11 protein-coding genes are annotated in these 17737 nt (G+C 74.0%); 4 read left to right on the top strand and 7 right to left on the bottom strand.

Features of this window, described 5'->3' with window-relative positions:
- Positions 1–27 precede the first annotated feature (27 nt).
- Positions 28–1179, bottom strand: coding sequence for a sensor histidine kinase (locus ABD296_RS22475; RefSeq protein ID WP_344270277.1), 1152 nt, complete (start codon positions 1177–1179; stop codon positions 28–30).
- A gap of 155 nt (positions 1180–1334) precedes the next feature.
- Between ABD296_RS22475 and ABD296_RS22470 the strand changes: the two genes are divergently transcribed.
- Genes ABD296_RS22470 through ABD296_RS22460 form a run of 3 tightly spaced genes read left to right on the top strand, consistent with a single transcriptional unit; the run spans position 1335 to position 4096 of the window.
- Positions 1335–2384, top strand: coding sequence for a hypothetical protein (locus ABD296_RS22470; protein ID WP_344270275.1), 1050 nt, complete (start codon positions 1335–1337; stop codon positions 2382–2384).
- A gap of 21 nt (positions 2385–2405) precedes the next feature.
- Positions 2406–3203: a hypothetical protein gene (locus tag ABD296_RS22465; RefSeq protein WP_344270273.1), complete on the top strand. Its 798-nt coding sequence runs from the start codon at positions 2406–2408 to the stop codon at positions 3201–3203.
- A gap of 29 nt (positions 3204–3232) precedes the next feature.
- Positions 3233–4096, top strand: coding sequence for an inositol monophosphatase family protein (locus ABD296_RS22460; RefSeq protein WP_344270271.1), 864 nt, complete (start codon positions 3233–3235; stop codon positions 4094–4096).
- A 31-nt stretch (positions 4097–4127) separates the two neighbouring features.
- Here the strand turns inward: ABD296_RS22460 and ABD296_RS22455 are convergent, their stop codons facing one another.
- The gene (locus tag ABD296_RS22455; RefSeq protein WP_344270268.1) at positions 4128–5351 is read right to left on the bottom strand and encodes an ArsB/NhaD family transporter; all 1224 of its coding nucleotides are present in this window, start codon (positions 5349–5351) and stop codon (positions 4128–4130) included.
- A 67-nt stretch (positions 5352–5418) separates the two neighbouring features.
- Between ABD296_RS22455 and ABD296_RS22450 the strand changes: the two genes are divergently transcribed.
- Positions 5419–11301 carry a WD40 domain-containing protein gene (locus ABD296_RS22450; RefSeq protein WP_344270267.1) on the top strand — a complete coding sequence of 1961 codons (5883 nt, stop codon included), beginning with the start codon at positions 5419–5421 and terminating at the stop codon, positions 11299–11301.
- Positions 11302–11629: 328 nt separating this feature from the next.
- On the opposite strand, the gene coaE is transcribed toward ABD296_RS22450, so the two are convergent.
- The 5 genes from coaE to ABD296_RS22425 form a co-directional block, all read right to left on the bottom strand.
- Positions 11630–12232 carry a dephospho-CoA kinase gene (gene coaE / locus ABD296_RS22445; RefSeq protein ID WP_344270264.1) on the bottom strand — a complete coding sequence of 201 codons (603 nt, stop codon included), beginning with the start codon at positions 12230–12232 and terminating at the stop codon, positions 11630–11632.
- 25 nt (positions 12233–12257) lie between these two features.
- Positions 12258–12749, bottom strand: a complete 492-nt coding sequence (locus tag ABD296_RS22440; RefSeq protein WP_344270261.1) for a GNAT family N-acetyltransferase — start codon at positions 12747–12749, stop codon at positions 12258–12260.
- Between the two features lie 38 nt (positions 12750–12787).
- The gene (locus ABD296_RS22435) at positions 12788–14737 is read right to left on the bottom strand and encodes an endonuclease/exonuclease/phosphatase family protein (protein WP_344270258.1); all 1950 of its coding nucleotides are present in this window, start codon (positions 14735–14737) and stop codon (positions 12788–12790) included.
- Positions 14738–15041: 304 nt separating this feature from the next.
- The gene (gene rpsA / locus ABD296_RS22430; RefSeq protein WP_344270255.1) at positions 15042–16538 is read right to left on the bottom strand and encodes a 30S ribosomal protein S1; all 1497 of its coding nucleotides are present in this window, start codon (positions 16536–16538) and stop codon (positions 15042–15044) included.
- Positions 16539–16782: 244 nt separating this feature from the next.
- A partial coding sequence (locus ABD296_RS22425; protein WP_344270252.1) for a polysaccharide deacetylase family protein occupies positions 16783–17737 on the bottom strand: 955 nt, incomplete at its 5' end.

Below are 17737 nucleotides of genomic sequence, written 5' to 3'. Positions count from 1 at the left end.
CCGCAGGTCAGACCGGCAGGCAGGGGATCATGAGGCGGGCAGCGGCAGCCGGGCGCGGACGGCGTAGCCGCCGCCGCGCGGGCCTGCCTCGAAGCTGCCGCCGAGGGCGGTGACCCGCTCGCGCAGCCCGACCAGGCCGTGCCCGCCGCTCGGCAGGTCGTGCGCGGGCGGCGCGGTGGGCGGCTCGTTGGCCACCTCCACCTCGATGGCCTCGGGCAGCAGCCCGAGATCGACGCGGGTGTCGGCGGCGCCGGCGTGCTTGTGCACGTTGGTCAGGGCCTCCTGGACGAGCCGGTAGAGCGTCCGGCCCACCGCGGACGGCATGGGACGTTCCACCCCGCGGACGGACAGGACGACGCGCAGCCCCGCCGCGCCGGACTGGCCGACCAGCTCGCGCACGTGCGCGAGGGTGACGGCCTCCTGCGGGAGGGCCTCCTCGCCCTGCCGCAGGACGCCGATGACGTGCCGCAGTTCCTCCAGGGCCTGCCGCCCCATGTCGCCGATGACGGCGGCGGTCTCGGCGGCCCGTCCGGGGTCGCGGGCGGCGACGGCCTTGAGCGCGCCGGCGTGGACGACCATGACGCTGATGCGGTTGGCGACCACGTCGTGCATCTCACGGGCGATGCGGGTGCGCTCCTCGCCCCGCGCGCGCTCCGCCAGGAGGTGCTGCTCGCGTTCCAGGCGCGCGGTGCGTTCCTGGAGGGAGGCCAGGAGCTGCTTGCGCGCGCCCATGTAGAGGCCGAGCAGGACGGGCACCGCGGTGAAGGTGGTCCCGAAGATCGCCTGGACGAGGAACGTGTCGTCGCTCGCCGTCGGCCCCGGGAAGGCCAGCCCGGCGGCGTAGCTCAGCGCCGCGATCCCCAGGACGGTGCGGCGGGAGGTGGCGTAGGCGGCCAGCGAGTAAAGGATCACCAGGACGACGAACGCCCCGCCGCCGGTGACGGCGCTGAACGCCGTCGCGAACACCGCCAGCGCGACGGGATGCCGACGCCGCACCACGGTGCTCAGGCCGAGGATGACGCTGCACGCCGAGGTGACGGTGTGCGGCAGCCAGAAGTCCTGGGGGGTGAACCACAGGAAGAGGCCGTCCAGCACGGCGAAGGACACGGCCAGGGTGACGTCCAGCGCGCGTGAACGCCGCGTCGGCCACGCCGCCGACCACCAGCCCCGCAGGTGCATGCGATGAGCCTATAGGCAGGCCAGAGGACCGGAACCTCCCGCGATGGGGACGGCCGGCGCGGGCCGGCTTCGCGCAGGTGACGGCGGTGTGGCCCGCCGGCGCCCGCTGCCCCCTGCGTGCGGGGCTTTCCCGCCGTCCCGGTGCTGTGGTTACGATGACGGCGCCGACTAGGACGGGGTGGCCGCCGACGATGATCCGCTTCGCCAACTGGCTCGGGAAGAACGCCGACGCCTTCATCGCGCTGGTGCTGGCGATCACGGTCGCGGTGCTCGGCCTCGGGGTGAACCTGCCGGACGAGAACGAGATCACCAACAGCGCCATCCTCGCGGTGGTCGGGCTGCTGGCCACGGCGGTGCTGCGCGACCGGGGCCGCCGGATCCCGGTGGAGGCCGAGGTGCGCGACACGCTGCGCGCGTCCTCGTCCACGCTCGACGACCTGCGCGGCAAGCTGGCGCACATCGAGCAGTTCGAGGACGTGCTGGCGGGCACCAAGCGGGCGCTGGACGAGACGGCGGTCGTCCGCGTGATCAGCGGCGGGCAGGTCGGGCAGGTGCTGGAGGAGGCGCGGCGCGACACCGACCGGTGGTTCTTCAAGGGCGGCACCGGGACCTACATCCGCGCCAAGACGCTCCCGGAGTGCGTGGCGGCCGCCCGCAGGGAGCGCCGCACGCTGCTGTTCCGGATGGAGATCCTGGACCCGACCGACGTGGAGGTGTGCGAGGCGTACGCCCGTCACCGCCGGTCGGTGTCGGACGCACCGGACGCGACGGGCGAGAAGTGGACGCTGGAGCGCACCCGCAAGGAGGCGTACGCGACGCTGCTGGCGGCGTGCTGGCACAAGCAGCGCTTCGCGATGCTCGACATCGACATCGGCCTGGCGCGAACGATGACGACGCTGCGCTACGACCTGGCGGCCTCGCGGCTGGTGGTGACCCGCGACGACCCGCGCGGCGAGGCGCTGGTGGTCGACAGCAACAAGTTCTACTACAGCTGGATGAGCGCGGAGCTGCAGACGAGCCTGGACCAGGCGCGCCGGGTCCCGGTCGAGCAGGCCAGGCTGGCGCCGCTGGACGACGAGCCGACCGTCGAGGAGGTCCGCAAGCTCTTCGAGGTGATCGGCATCGAGCTGGCGCCCTCCTACACCGACCGGGACGTCATCGAGATCATCCGCAAGGCGCTGCGGGCGAAGGACCCCTACGAGTGAGGACGGCGTGACGGGGCGGAGATGAGGTACGACGAGATCCAGGGGGACATCCGCGCGGGCAGGGCCGCGCGGACACTGCCGGCGTGGGCCGTGCGGGTCCTGGAGGACGTCGCGGCGGGCCGCTCGCCGGTTCCGGCGGTGCGCCATCCCCTGGGCTTCCTGTGCCTCCCGGTGGAGCGCAGCGGCGATCTGGGGGTGTGCCTGCACATCTGGACGCCGGAGGTGCGGCCGGCCCCGTCCACGACGTCGCCGGTGCACTGCCACAGCTGGGACCTGCTCAGCTTCGTGCTGTACGGGACGGTGCGCAACGTCCGGATGGACGTGCGGGAGGGGCCCGGCGAAGCGGGCGGGGCCGCGCCCGGCAGCGCGGGGCAGGTCTTCGAGGTCGTGAGCCGGGGGGAGGTGGACGAGCTGAGGGCGACGGGCCGGGCCGTCCGCTACCGTCCCGGGCCCTCGGCGGCGCACCGGACCGGTGAGTCGTACACGCTGCCCGCCGGGGTGTTCCACAGCACGCTCATCGAGGACGGGCTGGACGCGGCGACGGTGGCCCTCGGGCGGCAGACGCCCGGTGGCGGCGACCTCTCGCTCGGGCCGCTGGACGTCCCGACGCACCAGGTGCGCCGTGCTCGCAGCGATCCGGACGACACGGTGCGGGCGCTGCTGCGGTCGGCGCGCCGGGTCGCCGCCGCGCATCCCGGGCCCAGCACCCGCACCGCGTCCGTGTCCCAGGAACCGCCGTCCCTGTCCCACGAACCACCGTCCCTTTCCGAGGAACCCTCCGGCCCGTACGGGCGCCGGTGCCGCTCGGCCCGCCGGTAGGCGGGCATGGACACGACTGGAGAGGTCCGATGAGAACCAGCGCCCCGTCCCCGCCCCTCCCGGTCGATCTCGCCGAGGCCCGGCGGGTGGCGGTCGAGGCGGCGGAGGCCGCGGGGACGCTGCTGCGGTCCCGGGTGGACGGGCCGGTGGACGCCCGTCCGAAGGGCTCCGCCGGGGACGTGGTGACGGAGCTGGACACGGCCGCCGAGGCGCTGATCCTGGAGCGGCTGCGGGCCGCGTACCCGGGGCACCGCATCATCGCGGAGGAGTCCGGGATCCTGGAGGGCGCGCCGGGCGAGGAGATGGTGTGGCTGGTCGATCCACTGGACGGCACCAACAACGTCGCCATCGGCATGCCGGTGTACGCGGTCGGCCTGGCGCTGTGTGCGCGCGCGGAGCCGGTGCTCGGCGTCGTCCATGACCCGGTGACGGGACGCACCTGGTCGGCGCTGCACGGCAAGGGCGCTCTGGGCCCGGACGGGGCGCCGCTGACACTGCCGGAGCGGCCGAGGCCCGGGCGCGAGGACAACCCGGTGCTGGCGTGGACGCAGGGGCATCAGGTGCGGCCGGACGACGCCGCGGCGTTCCGGCTGCGGTCCGGTGTGGAGGCCCGGTGCGCGCGGATGCTGCAGCTGTGGGCGCCGCTGGTGGGGTGGGCGATGCTGGCGCGCGGCGACATCGACGGGTTCGTGGGGTATCTGCCGGAGATCGTGGACCTTCCCGCGGGGGCGCTGCTGGCGGCGGAGGCGGGCGCGGAGCTGCGGCGCCTGGACGGGGAGCCGTACGAGCTGGGCATCGACCGCCCGCCGTCGGAGCTGAGCTTCGTGGCGGCGCGTCCGGAGCTACTCGACCGCCTGCTGGAGACCACGGCCGCGACCGCGACCGCCCTTTGAGCCTCGCGCGACGGCCTGCGCGCGTACGCGTTCAGCGGGTGAGCAGCAGTGTCCCGACCGCGGCGGCGCATCCCAGCACCGCCAGGACCGTTCCCGTCAGGACGAACTTGCGCAGCGGGACGCGCACGTCCCACCGGCGGCACCATTCGAACCACAGCAGGGTGGCGAGCGACCCCCACGGGGTGATGACGGGCCCCACGTTCGTCCCGACGAGCAGTGAGAGCAGCTGGTCCTGGTTGGCCGCCGGTACCGCGGACTCCCCCGCGACATAGGCGGGCAGGTTGTTCAGGACGTTCGACAGGCCCGCGCCGGAGAACCCGGCCCGCAGCGCGCCGGAGACGCCGTCGTCGGCGCCGACGAGCGCCCGCATTGCGTCGTCCAGCCCGTAGCGCTCCAGGGTGGGGACGACGAGGAACAGCCCGGTGACGAAGACCATCAGCTGCCACGGGATGAGCGCGGGGCGCAGCGCCGACCGGTCCCGGACGGCGAACGCGGCGACGGCCACGGCGGCGGCCACGGTCGTGGCGATGCCGAGCTGGACGCCGGTGTGGACGCCCGCGAGGATCGCCCCGATGAACAGCAGGCACGCCAGCCCGGTCGCGGAGAACAGCACCCGGTCCCGGACGGGGACGGGATCCGGCGGGTCGTAGGTGTCCGCGCCGCGCATGCGGCGCCGCCAGTAGAACACCCACAGCAGCGCCATGGTGACGGCCAGCACCGCCGCCTGCGGCAGCCACATGCGGGCCGCGAACTCGGGGGTCTCCAGCGCCACCCGGTCGGCGGCGAGCAGGTTGGTCAGGTTGGAGACCGGCAGCAGGAGGCTGGCGGTGTTGGCCAGCCACACCGTCGTCATGGCGAGCGGCAGGGCGGCTATCCGCGCGCGCGCCGCGAGCGCCAGCATGACGGGTGTGAGCAGTACCGCCGTCGTGTCGAGGTTGAGGAAGACGGTGTTGACCGACGCGAACGCCACGCACAGCAGGAACAGGGCGGCGTAGCGGCCGCGTCCCGCGCGCGCCATCCGCTGCGCGATCGCGTCGAAGACGCCGGCCTCCTTGGTCAGCTCCGCGAGCACGATGATGGCGAACAGGAACAGCAGCAGCGGGGCGATGCGTCCGAGGCTGGACCGGGCGGAGTCGGCGGGCAGCAGGCCGGTCGCGACGAACAGCACGCCGAGCGCCAGCACGCCGATGCGGATCCAGTCGAGAACGCCCAGCGAGCGTGCCGCGCGGGCGGCGGTCTCGATCGGGGGCGACACGCGCGCCATGATCCCATAACCGGCCCGGCGCACCGGCGATCGCCGCCCGGCGGTGGATACTGAGCGCATGACTCCCCCCGGCGGCCCCCCACGGCAGGAGCGTCCCACCGACTTCTTCGTCAGCTACTCGCCCGCCGACGAGCGGTGGGCGTCCTGGATCGCCTGGCAGCTGGAGGCGGCCGGGCACCGGACGATGATGCAGGCGTGGGACTTCGTCCCCGGCACGAACTTCATCGACTTCATGGACCGGGGGCTGTCGGAGGCCAAGGCCGTGGTGGCGGTGCTGTCGCGCAACTACCTGCGCTCGCGGTACGGGCGGCTGGAGTGGATGGCGGCGCTGCGGGCCGATCCCGACGACCCGGCCCGCAAGCTCGTCACGGTGCGGATCGAGGACTGCCCGATCGACGGGCTGCTGTCGACGATCACGTACGTGGACCTCGTCGGCGTCGAGGACCCGGACGAGGCGCGGGGGCTGCTGATGCGGCGCATCCAGGAGGCGCTGGTCGGCCACGCGCGCCCTTCGGACGGCCCGGGCTTCCCGGGGGTCGGGCCGGGCGCCGGCGGCGGCCGTACGGCGATCGTGGGCCGCGTCGAGAACGCCGGATCGGGCGAGGGGGCGCAGGGCGGGCCGGATCCGGCGGGCGAGCGGCCGGCGCGGCGCGCGCCCGTGGCGGCGCCGGCGTTCCCGTCCGCGCGCGGCGGCCACGAGCCCCGCGAGCACCTGAGCGTGCTGCACGTGTCGGGCCCGCGGTTCGGCCGGACGCTCGCCGAGCCGGGCGAACCGACGTCGGCGGCCGAGCTGCAGGACCGCATCTGGAGCGATGTGACGCGGCTGGCCGACGCGGACGTGCCGCGCCCCGACCTGCTGGTCGTCACCGGCAACCTCACCCACTCCGGCAGCCGCAAGGAGTTCGCCGAGGCGCTGTCGTTCCTGACCAGCCTGCGCGCGCTGCTCGGCCTGGAGGCGCAGCGCGTGGTGCTGGTCCCGGGCACGCACGACGTGACGAAGGCGGCCTGCCAGGCCTACTTCTCCAGCTGCGAGGCCGACGACATCGAGCCGCAGCCGCCGTACTGGCCGAAATGGCGGCACTTCGCGAACCTGTTCAAGGAGTTCTACCAGGGCCTGGACTCGCTGATCTTCGACAGCGCGCAGCCGTGGACGCTGTTCCCGGTCCCCGACCTGAAGGTGGTGGTGGCCGGGCTCAACTCGACGCTGCCGCAGTCGCACCGCGAGGAGGACCGGTACGGGCGGGTCGGGCAGGCGCAGGCCGCCTGGTTCAACGAGCGGCTCCGCCATTTCGAGGGCGAGGGCTGGCTGCGCCTGGGGGCGGTCGAGCACACGCCCATCGCCGGCGAGGCGGGGGCGCTGCGCGATCCCGACACGGTGGAGACGCTCCTGGGCGGCCACCTCAACCTGTTCTTCCAGGGCACCGAGTCCGATTTCGGCGCCGTGCCCCTGCTGGGCTCCGGCGTCCCCTCGGTTCCGGCGCTCGGCCCCGGGCGGCACCAGACCGTCGTCCTGCGGCCGGACGGGCTCGAACGGTGGATCCCCGAGGAGGCCGCACGGCGCGGCCCCGAGCGCCTGGAGATCCCCTGGTCTCAGATCGAGGGAACGTTCCCGCCGCGCGCGCGGGCGACGCCTCCCGGGCCCTCCGGTCCCGTACCGGAACTGGGCGGCGGCGGGCTCGCCGACGGCCCTGCCGATCCCGCGCCCGACCCGACGGCCCGGCTGCTCGACCGGCTCACCGAGGCGTGCGAGACCCGGTTCGAGCGCGCGACGATCCGGCGCGTCGTCCCGCCGCGGCTCTCTGGAAACGCCGGCGAGGACGGCCGCGCCGACCCGCCCCACCTGCTGCTCACCCACATGGAGGACGGGTTCGTCCGGCAGTACCGGATCGGCGCGCACGTCGGGCAGGTGACCGGGGCGGACGTGGACGCGTTCGTGCGGCACGTGCACGCCGACGGCGCCGACCACGGTTCCGAACTGGTGTACCTCGGGCCGGCGCCGCCGCGCTCGCTGCGCGCGGACGCGCTGCGCCGCGGCATCCGCGTCCGCAGCCTCACCGAGTTCCAGGGCCTGCTGGACCTGTCGGAGTACGTGTCGGCGCAGACCGGTCGGCTGTCGGCGGGCGGGCTGTACCCGCCGTCGCTGTACGTCCCGCAGCGCTTCCGCGAGCTGGACCGGTTCCGGGCGGAGCCCCCGCCGAGCGAGGAGCCCGCGGAGGGGGTCGGCGTCGAGGAGGACGTCGTCGGCGAGATGCTGCGGCTGCTGGCCGCCGACCACGGCCGGTTCCTGCTGCTGCTGGGCGACTTCGGCCGCGGCAAGACGTTCGCGCTGCGCGAACTGGCCCGCCGCATCCCCGAGGAGCTGCCGCACGTCGTCCCGATCCTCATCGAGCTGCGCGCGCTCGACAAGGCGCACTCGGTGGACGGCCTCGTCGCCGCACACCTGGCCAACCACGGTGAGGAGCTGATCGACCTCAAGGCGTTCCACTACATGCTGCGGCAGGGCCGCATCGTGCTGCTGTTCGACGGGTTCGACGAGCTGGTCACGCGGGTGACCTACGACCAGGCCGCCGACCACCTCGACACGCTGCTGCAGGCCGCGCAGGACAAGGCCAAGATCGTGGTGGCGAGCCGCACGCAGCACTTCAAGTCGCAGGCGCAGGTGCTGACCGCGCTCGGCGAGAAGGTCGGGGTGCTGCCGCACCGGCGGGTGCTCGGGCTGGAGGAGTTCACGCCCCGGCAGGTCCGCTCCTACCTGGTGAACCGGTACGGCGACGAGGACGCCGCCGAGGACCGCCTCGGCCTGCTGTCGGGCATCGAGGAGCTGCTCGCGCTGACGTCCAACCCGCGCATGCTGAGCTTCATCGCCGACCTGCCCGAGGACCGGCTGCGCGCCGTCGCGCAGGCCCGCGCGACGGTCAGCCCCGCCGACCTCTACCACGAGATCCTGTCGTCGTGGCTGGCGTACGAGGCCGAGCGGGTCCGCGGCGGCGGCGGGCCGTCCGGGCTCGGCACCGACGACATGTGGGAGGCGGTCGGGACGCTGGCGCTGCGGCTGTGGGAGGGCAACGAGCAGTTCCTGCGGCTGGCCGAGCTCGCCGACGTCGCCGACACCCTCACCGGCCTCGCCGAGGGACGGCTGTCGCCGCACCAGGTGACGCACGCGGTCGGCGCGGGCAGCCTCCTCGTCCGCACCGACGAGGGCCTGTTCGGGTTCATCCACGGCTCGGTGATGGAGTGGCTCGTCGCCCGGCACATCGCGGGCGAGTTCGCGCGCGGCGCCGCCCCGGCGGCGCTGAGCCGGCGGGCGCTGTCGCAGCTCACCGTCGACTTCCTGTGCGACCTCGCCGACACCCGCGCCTGCCAGGACTGGGCCGCGGGCGTGCTCGCCGACCCCGGCGCCGACGACATCGCCCGCGCCAACGCCATCCGCGTCACCACCCGGCTGCGCACCCCGGCGAGCACCGACCTGCGCGGCGCCCGCCTGCAGGGCGAGGACCTGTCCTACCGCGACCTGCAGGAGGTCGACCTCACCGGCGCCGACCTCACCGACGCGCAGCTCGTCGGCGCGAACCTGTCGCGCGCGGTGCTGCGCGACGCCACGCTCGCCGGCGCGCGGCTGGACGAGGCGAAGCTGACCGGCGCGGACCTGCGCGGCGCCGACCTGTCGCGGGCCCGGCTCGCCCGCGCCGACCTGCGCGACGCCGCCGTCGAGGGCAGCCGCTGGACGCGCGCCGCGCTCGTCGACGCCGACCTGCGCGACCGGTTCGCCGCCGCCCCCGAACTCCGGGAGGCCGCCATCGCCCCCGGCCGCCCCATCGACATCCAGGTCGCGCCCGCCGCCGTCGGCGTCCCCTACGGCTTCCACTTCCAGACCAGCCGGCTGCCGCAGCCGCTCGCCTACAGCCCCGGCGGGTCCGTCCTCGCCGTCGGCAGCGAGGACGGCGGCGTGCTGGTCTGCGACGCCGTCACCGGCACCCCGCTGCGCACCCTGCAGGGCCACCGCGACCGCGCCTACGCGGTCGCGTTCGACCGCGCCGGGAACCTCCTCGCCAGCGGGTCCGCGGACGGGACCGTCCGCCTCTGGGACCTCGCGACCGGGCGGTGCGCGCACACCCTCACCGTCCACCCCGACGGGGTCTGGCCGGTCGTCGTCGGCGGCCGCGCGCCCGCCGGGGGCGTCCTCGTCGCCGCCGGCGCGGCCGACGGGACCATCCGGGTGTGGGACGCCGACACCGGCGAGCACCTGCTCGACCTCGCCGGGCACACCGCGCCCGTCTACACCGCCGTGTTCGACCCCGCCGGATCCCTCATGGTCACCGGCGACGCGGGCGGCACGCTGCGGGTCTGGGACCTCGCCACCGGCGTGCTGCGGCGCGAGCTGACCGGGCACCGCGGCGCGGTGTTCCGCGCCGTGTTCCACCCCGGCGGCTCGGTGCTCGCGGCGGGCGACGAGGCCGGCGTCGTCCGGCTCTGGGACATCCGCACCGGCGAGATCCGGCAGGAGCTGCTCGGCCACACCGGCCGCGTCTACGCCATCGCGTTCCACCCCGGCGGCGACCTGCTGGTCACCGGCGACACCGACGGGTCGGTCCGGCTGTGGGAGGACGGCCGGCACCGCGCCACCCTCTCCGGCCACGCCGGCGGCATCTACCAGGCGACGTTCAGCCCGGACGGCGGCCGCCTCGCCACCGCCGACAGCGCCGGGTCCGTCCGGCTGTGGGACGCCGAGACCGGCCGGCAGCGCCTCGAACTCGCCGGGCACCGCGGCGCCGTCTGGCCGTTCGCCTTCCGCCCGGACGGCCACCAGCTCGCCACCAGCAGCAACGACGGCACCGCGCGGCTGTGGGACGCCGAGACCGGCCAGTGCCGGGTGGTGCTGCGCGGCCACGGCCGCCGCGTCACCGGCGTCGCGTTCAGCCCGGACGGCGGGCTGCTGGCCTCCAGCGGCAACGACGGCCTCGTCCGGCTCTGGGACCCGCGCACCGGCCGCCTGATCCGCGAGCTGCGCGGCGTCGCCGACAACCTCACCTCCGCCGCGTTCAACGACCGCGACTCCCAGCTCGCCACCGCCACCAACGACGGCGGCGTCCACCTCTGGCAGGCCGGCACCGGCGCCTTCGAACGCGAGCTGAACGTCGAGACCGACCACGTGTGGGCGCAGGCCTTCGCGCCCGGCGGCGACGTCCTCGCCACCGCCAACGACGACGACAGCGTCCGGCTCTGGTACTGGACGAGCGGCAGGGAGGTCGTCAACCTCGCCGACCACCGCGGCCGGGTCCGCTCGATCGCCTTCCACCCCGCCGGCGACGTGGTCGCGACCGGCTGCGACGACGGCGTCGTCCGGCTGTGGGACCCCCGCGACGGCGAGCTCGTCCGGGCGTTCCGCGGCCACACCGACCGCGTCTACCAGGTGGCGTTCGCGCCGTCCGGGGAGGTCCTCGCCAGCGCGGGAAACGACGGCACGGTACGGCTATGGGACCCGGCCTCCGGCGACGCCCTGCACGAGCTGCGCGGCCACGCCGGACGCCTGTGGACCACCGCGTTCCACCCGTCCGGCACCATGCTCGCCAGCGCCGGCGACGACCTCGTCGTCCGCCTCTGGGACCCGTCAACGGGGAACCTGCTGCACACCCTCACCGGCCACACCCGCCGCGTGTGGTCGGTGGCGTTCAGCCCGGACGGCACCCAGCTCGCCTCCGCGGGCGACGACGGCGCGATCATCCTGTGGGACGTCACCGACCCGTCCGCCCCCGCGCGCCGCGCGACCCTCCTCGGCCTCGCCGAGGGCTGGGCCGCGCTCGCCCCCGACGGCCGCTACAAGTGGGAGGGCAACGCCACCGCCGAGTTCTGGTACGCCGTCGGCATGTGCCGCTTCGAACCCGGCGAACTCGACACCTACCTCCGCGAAGTCCGCCAACTCCCCATGGACGCTGTGTTCTAGCAACCCCGGCCCAGGGGCCTCGCCTGGCGGCTCGGCCCCTGACCGTGCTTTGTGCGAGCGCGACCTCGCTTCGCGAGCTTCCCGGTGGGGGCTCGCCTTCGGCTTCGCCCCCACCGGTCAGATAACGCGCTCGCGTGACGGCTCAGGTTTCGGGGAGGGTCGTGCAGCAGAGCGCTGTTGCGTTACCTCTTCGGCCGCGGCCGCCAAGCGGGCCAACTGCTCCGTCATCTCCTCATAGCGAGCGGTGATCTTGCGGATCTCACCCACGATCCGGCTGACGGCGGAGCACATCTCCTCCCCGAGCGGTCCAGGCTCCCGGTGGAGGCCCTCAGCGGGTGGTGGCCTGGTGGGTGAGGGTTTGCCAGAGGGTGTCGATCTGGGACTTCAGGTCGTCGAGGGTGCCGGAGTTGTCGAGGACGTGGGTGGCGACGGCGCGGCGCTGCTCGCGGGTGGCCTGGTTCGCCATGCGGGCACGGGCGTCCTCCTCGGTCATGCCGCGGCGGGACGTCAGCCGGTCCAGCTGGGTCTCCTCGGGCGCGTCCACGACCACGACGGCGTCGTACATGCCGGCCAGGCCGTTCTCCGCCAGCAGCGGGACGTCGTAGACGACGATCGCGTCGGCGGGGGCGGCGTCCATCAGCTCCTGCATCCGCTCCCCCACCAGCGGGTGCACGATCGCGTTCAGCGCGGCGAGCCGGCCAGCGTCGGCGAACACGATCCTGCCGACCTTCTCCCGGTCGAGGGCGCCGGACGGCAGCAGCACGTCCTCGCCGAACTCGGCGACGACCGCGGCGAGGCCCGGGGTGCCCGGCTCGACCACCTCGCGGGCGATCTTGTCGGCGTCGATGACCACCGCGCCGCGCTCGGCCAGCCGCGCGGACACCTCGCTCTTGCCCGACCCGATTCCGCCGGTGAGTCCCACTTTCAGCACGCGCCCACCCTAGCGGGCGCGGGTTTCAGGGGGTTTCGGCGGGAACGAGGGTCTTGCGCATGTGCACGAACGTCAGGTGCGCGGCGACCCGCTCGCGGTGCGTCTCGGCGTAGCCGAGCCGCCGGTACAGGCGCAGGTTGCCCTCGCTGAGGTGCCCGGTGAACAGCACGCAGGCGTCGGCGCGGCCGGCGACGGCCTCCTCCAGCGCCCGCATCAGCCGTCCGCCGATGCCGCCGCCCTGCATGTCGGGCGCGACGACGAGCCGCCCGACCAGGCAGGTGTGGTCGCTGAACTGGGCGCGGACGGCGCCGACGAGCCGGCCGTCCAGCACCGCCTTCAGCACCACCGCGTCCCCCTCCAGCACCTTGCGCATCTGCTCGAGCGACTCGACCAGCGGCGGGATGAACGGGTCGCCGTACAGCTGCGCCTCGGTGACGTAGGCGGCGCGCTGCAGCGTCAGTACCTCTCCGGCGTCGGCCGGGGCCGCCGGCTCGACCGTGACCGTCGGCTCGCTCATGCGCCCGACCCTAGCGGGCCCGGCGCCCGCGGGCGCCGTCACTTCCCGACCCGGACGGTGACCGCGACGGGATAGTGGTCGGAGGCGTCCGAGCGCACCACCTCGTGGTCGGAGAAGACGACCCCGTCGGACCCGAAGATCCAGTCGATCCGCTCGCCGTCGGCGGTGGTGGGCGAGGCGTCGCCGCCGAGGGCGGCGCTGCGCAGGTCGGTGCCGGTGCTCATGTCGGCCAGTTCGGGGCTGTCGGGCCCGGCGTTGAAGTCGCCGCCGATGACGGTGCGGGGCGCGCCGGCCCACGCCCTCAGCAGCGCGGCGACCTCCCGGGAGCGCTCCTCCGACTTGTCCTTGCCGACCTCCAGGTGCGTCGACCACACGTCCATGGTGGTGCCGCCGACGCCGAGCCGCGCCCACACGTAGCCGCGGATCTGCGACCAGTCGTCCTTCGCCATCCGGCCGGTGCCGGAGCCCTTCACCGGCAGCGAGGTGAGGATCGCGTTGCCGAACTGGCCGTCGGCGGCCGGGCCCCAGATCAGCTTCATGCCGAGGCGGCGCGACAGCCACACGCCGACGTCGGTGGTGCCCGACAGCAGCGACCCGCGGCCGGTCTCCTGCAGCAGGACGACCTGCGCGCGCTGCGCCTCGATCGTCCGGGCGATCCCCTCGGGGTCGAGCCGGCCGTCCTGGTCGACGGCGTCGTGGACGTTGTAGGTGAGCAGCCGCACCTGGCCGGGCGTCCCCGCCCGCGCCGTCCCGTCGGGGGCGGCGACGGTGAACACCAGGGTGCCGGCGAACAGCACCAGCGATGCGCCACCGGCGATGAGGGCCCGCAGCGGGGCCCGCGCGGGCAGCGGCCCGCCCCGGGCCGCCGCGATCGCGGCGAGCGCGCCGAGCAGGATCCCGGCGAGACCGGGCAGCAGGTTGTTCGGGAACGGCAGCGGCGTCACCGCGCTGACCTGGTACGGGACGAGGACCACCGCGACCAGCAGGCCGCCGAGGGCCGCGGCGGCGTCGATCCGCCAGACCGGGCCGCCGGTCCCGGCGCGGCGCAGCGGCGCCCGGCAGGCCACCGCCAGCAGCCACGCCGCCAGCACCTGCCCGGCGATCACGATCGGCACGACCTCGACGCCGGAGACCGCGTAGGTGCCGGCGACGGCGCCCGCGCCGACCCCGAGGAGGGTGCCGCCGAACACGCACACCCCGCCCGGTACCGCCCGCACGGCGAGGCCGGAGGCCAGGAACGCCAGCGCGAGGCCCTGCCCGACGACGATCGTGGCGTGCGCGGCGGTCAGCGACATCCAGCCGGACGACGCGACGAACGCGGGGCTGGACAGCACCAGCACCTGCAGCGCCAGGAACGGCCCGAACGCCGCGGCGCCCAGGGCGTCCCGCCAGGTGATGCCCGGCGCGGCGACGGCCCCGGACGCGAGCTCGCGGTAGAGCGCCGCACCGCCGAGGCCGACGAACACCAGGCAGACCAGCCACGGCCAGACCCCGGCCCGCCAGACCGGGTCCCAGGTGGCGAAGCACATCCGCACGGCCGCGTCGGCGGCCAGCCCGGCGACGGTGGCGGTGGCGAACCCGACGCCGGACAGGCCGCGGGCGCCCTCGTACAGCGCCGCCACCGCGATCATGCCGATGGCGGTGGCGGCGAACGCGAGCCAGGCCTGCGGCGCGACGGCCTGCGCCAGCAGCCGGACCGCGAACAGCCCGCCGATCCCCGCGAGCAGCAGCCCCCGCGCGCCGGCGGCGCGCCGGATCAGCGGGGCGGCGAACCCGGCGAGGTACACCACCGCCACGACGGCGGCGGCGAGGCCGGTGCCCGTCCCGTCGGCGAAGTGGTCGATCTGGGGAAGCGAGAAGCGCAGGGTCTGCGCCAGCACCGCGACGGTGGTGGCGATGAGCGTCAGCCGTGCCGGGCCCTGCGGGACGATCGACGGTCCCGGCGCTGCCGGGCCGCCGGTCTTGGTGCCTACCTCTGTGCTGGCCAATTGAACGAGTGCTCCCGGGGGACGAGCGGACCTACGGGGGGTGCGGCGGCCGGTTCTGGGGCCCCAGGGGACTCTACGGCCCCGGCGGGCGCCGTGCGGGCGGAACCGGACACGAGCGGAACCGGTCACATCGGCGGGTGAAACCGGTCACGGCCGGAGGCGATCCGCAGATCGCGCTCCGGCCGTGGCCAGTACAACCTCTCAGGGCGGGTCCGGACCCCCCGGCCACCGCCCGGACGGGCGTGGTCGGCGAGCGGCCGGCCGCCGCGCTCACGCCAGGGCGTGCGCGCCGGTCAGTGACGGGTCACTGACCGCCGGACAGCTTCTCCCGCAGCGCGGCGAGCGCCTCGTCGGTGGCCAGGGCGCCACCGCCGGACTCGCTCTCGCCGCCGCCGGAGTAGGAGGTCTCCCCGCCGCCGCCGGTGGCGGTGGTGGCCGCGGGACCGCCGGTCTCCGCCTCCGCCTCGGCCTTGCGGGCCTCCTCGATCTGCTTGCGGTGCGCGTCGAAGCGGGTGCGCGCCTCGGCGTACTGCCGCTCCCAGGTCTCGCGCTGCTCGTCGAAGCCCGGCAGCCACTCGCCCGTGTCGGCGTCGAAGCCCTCGGGGTACTTGTAGTTGCCCTGCTCGTCGTACTCCGCCGGCATGCCGTACAGCGTGGGGTCGAAGTCCTCTTCCTCCATGCTGGCGGCGCCCTCGTTCGCCTGCTTGAGCGACAGGCTGATCCGGCGCCGGTCGAGGTCGATGTCGATGATCTTCACGAAGATCTCGTCGCCGACCTGGACGACCTGCTCGGGGATCTCCACGTGGCGCTCGGCCAGCTCGGAGATGTGCACCAGGCCCTCGATGCCCTCCTCGACGCGGACGAACGCGCCGAACGGCACCAGCTTGGTGACGCGGCCCGGCACGACCTGCCCGATCTGGTGGGTGCGGGCGAACTGCTGCCACGGGTCTTCCTGGGTCGCCTTGAGCGACAGGGAGACGCGCTCGCGCTCCATGTCGACGTCCAGGACCTCGACCGTGACCTCCTGGCCCACCTCGACGACCTCGGAGGGGTGGTCGATGTGCTTCCAGGACAGCTCGGAGACGTGCACCAGGCCGTCGACGCCGCCGAGGTCGACGAACGCGCCGAAGTTGACGATCGAGGAGACGACGCCCTTGCGGACCTGGCCCTTCTGCAGGGTGTTGAGGAAGGTCTGGCGGACCTCGCTCTGCGTCTGCTCCAGCCAGGCGCGGCGGGACAGGACCACGTTGTTGCGGTTCTTGTCCAGCTCGATGATCTTGGCCTCGAGCTCGCGGCCGACGTAGGGCTGCAGGTCGCGCACGCGGCGCATCTCCACCAGCGAGGCGGGCAGGAAGCCGCGCAGGCCGATGTCGAGGATGAGGCCGCCCTTGACGACCTCGATGACCGTGCCGGTGACGATGCCGTCCTCGTCCTTGATCTTCTCGATCGTGCCCCAGGCGCGCTCGTACTGGGCGCGCTTCTTGGACAGGATCAGACGGCCTTCCTTGTCCTCCTTCTGGAGGACGAGGGCCTCGACGTGGTCTCCGACGGTGACGACCTCGTTGGGGTCGACGTCGTGCTTGATGGAGAGCTCGCGCGAGGGGATGACGCCCTCGGTCTTGTAGCCGATGTCGAGGAGGACCTCGTCACGATCGACCTTGACGACAGTGCCCTCGACAATGTCGCCGTCGTTGAAGTACTTGATGGTCTCGTCGATCGCTGCGAGGAAGGCTTCCTCGGACCCGATGTCGTTGACCGCTACCTGCGGGGTGGTCGAGGTGGCCTCGGTGCTGCTCGTCATGTGTCGGCTGGCTCCGGTACGGACATGGAAGTCGTATGGGTTGTGCGCGGAGGGCCGTCCGCCCTGCCGAGAACCGGAAGGAACGCGGTGCTGACCGCGTCAGTGAACCGAACCGATGTCGCCGACCTGACCGAGCGCGAGCCTGCTCCGTCCGAAGCGCGCGCAGGCCCACAGCGCAGCGATCAGGATATGGGACGCGGCGCGCCTGGTCAATCCGGCGCGGGCGCCAGCGGCCGGAGCGCACTCAGTAGACCCGCGCCCAGGCCCGGTACGGCTTGCCCAGCCGGTCCTCGAGCATATTGGGAAACGTCACCGTGTTCGGGTCTCCGTCAGATGTGTACCGCTCATCGGGGTGCTTGTCCAGGTAGTCCAGCCAGGCCGTCGAGCAGTACTGCTTGCAGTCGTCCTCTTTGATCTTGCCCTCGGACCGCACCCGGTCGATCGCCCACCGGTCGAACTTGGCGTCGAACGGCGACATCGACGGCCGCCACCCGGCCAGGAAGATCCCCTGGAAGGCGTACGAGCCGTCCTTCTTCTCCGCCCACGCCGCCTTGTGCGGGGCGACCCCGAACGGGTAGGCGAACGTCGTCGTGTGCGTCCCGGTCGCCTTGACGATCTCGTCCTCCATGCCGCCGATCTCCTTGTACACCTCGTCCTTGGACAGGTGCGAGAGGTCGGGGTGCGACATGGTGTGGTTGGCGATCTCGTACCCGTGCTGGGTGAGCCACTTCAGTCCCGTCCCGGCCTGCACGCCGCTCATCCCGAACAGGTCCTTGTTCAGGTAGAACGTCGCCACCGGACGGAACCCCGGGTTCTCCCGGGCGACCCGCTCGATGATCCCCACCGCGGTGTCGGGCTTCGGGTTGCCCTGCGGGTCCAGCCCGAAGTGCCCCGGCGTGCTGTCGTCGAAGGTCAGCACCACCGGATGCTTCCCGGCCGGCACGTCGATCCAGCCCTTGACGAACTGCGCCGCGGTGATCGGCACGTACCCGCTCTTGGCGAGCCGCGTCAGCTCGTCGTACAGCTCCTTGGTCGAGCGGTCCAGCGACTGCTGCGGCTTGACCATGATCCGGTGGTACATGAGCACCGGGATCTGGCCCAGCTCGTCCGCCTTCGCCTGCGCCGCCGCGGGCGCCGCCGCCGCGAGCCGCGCGGGCACCGGCGGGCTCGACGCCGCACCGGCGGACCCCGCCGGGGCG

Source organism: Actinomadura napierensis (assembly GCF_039529375.1).
GTDB lineage: Bacteria > Actinomycetota > Actinomycetes > Streptosporangiales > Streptosporangiaceae > Spirillospora > Spirillospora napierensis.
This window is presented reverse-complemented; position numbering and strand designations above follow the sequence as displayed.

Excerpts from the sequence above, each read along its gene's own strand:
- ABD296_RS22475 (WP_344270277.1), bottom strand. The coding sequence starts at position 1,179 with ATGCACCTGCGGGGCTGGTGGTCGGCGGCGTGGCCGACGCGGCGTTCA.
- ABD296_RS22470 (WP_344270275.1), top strand. The coding sequence starts at position 1,335 with ATGACGGCGCCGACTAGGACGGGGTGGCCGCCGACGATGATCCGCTTC.
- ABD296_RS22465 (WP_344270273.1), top strand. The coding sequence starts at position 2,406 with ATGAGGTACGACGAGATCCAGGGGGACATCCGCGCGGGCAGGGCCGCG.
- ABD296_RS22460 (WP_344270271.1), top strand. The coding sequence starts at position 3,233 with ATGAGAACCAGCGCCCCGTCCCCGCCCCTCCCGGTCGATCTCGCCGAG.
- ABD296_RS22450 (WP_344270267.1), top strand. The coding sequence starts at position 5,419 with ATGACTCCCCCCGGCGGCCCCCCACGGCAGGAGCGTCCCACCGACTTC.
- ABD296_RS22440 (WP_344270261.1), bottom strand. The coding sequence starts at position 12,749 with ATGAGCGAGCCGACGGTCACGGTCGAGCCGGCGGCCCCGGCCGACGCC.
- rpsA (WP_344270255.1), bottom strand. The coding sequence starts at position 16,538 with ATGACGAGCAGCACCGAGGCCACCTCGACCACCCCGCAGGTAGCGGTC.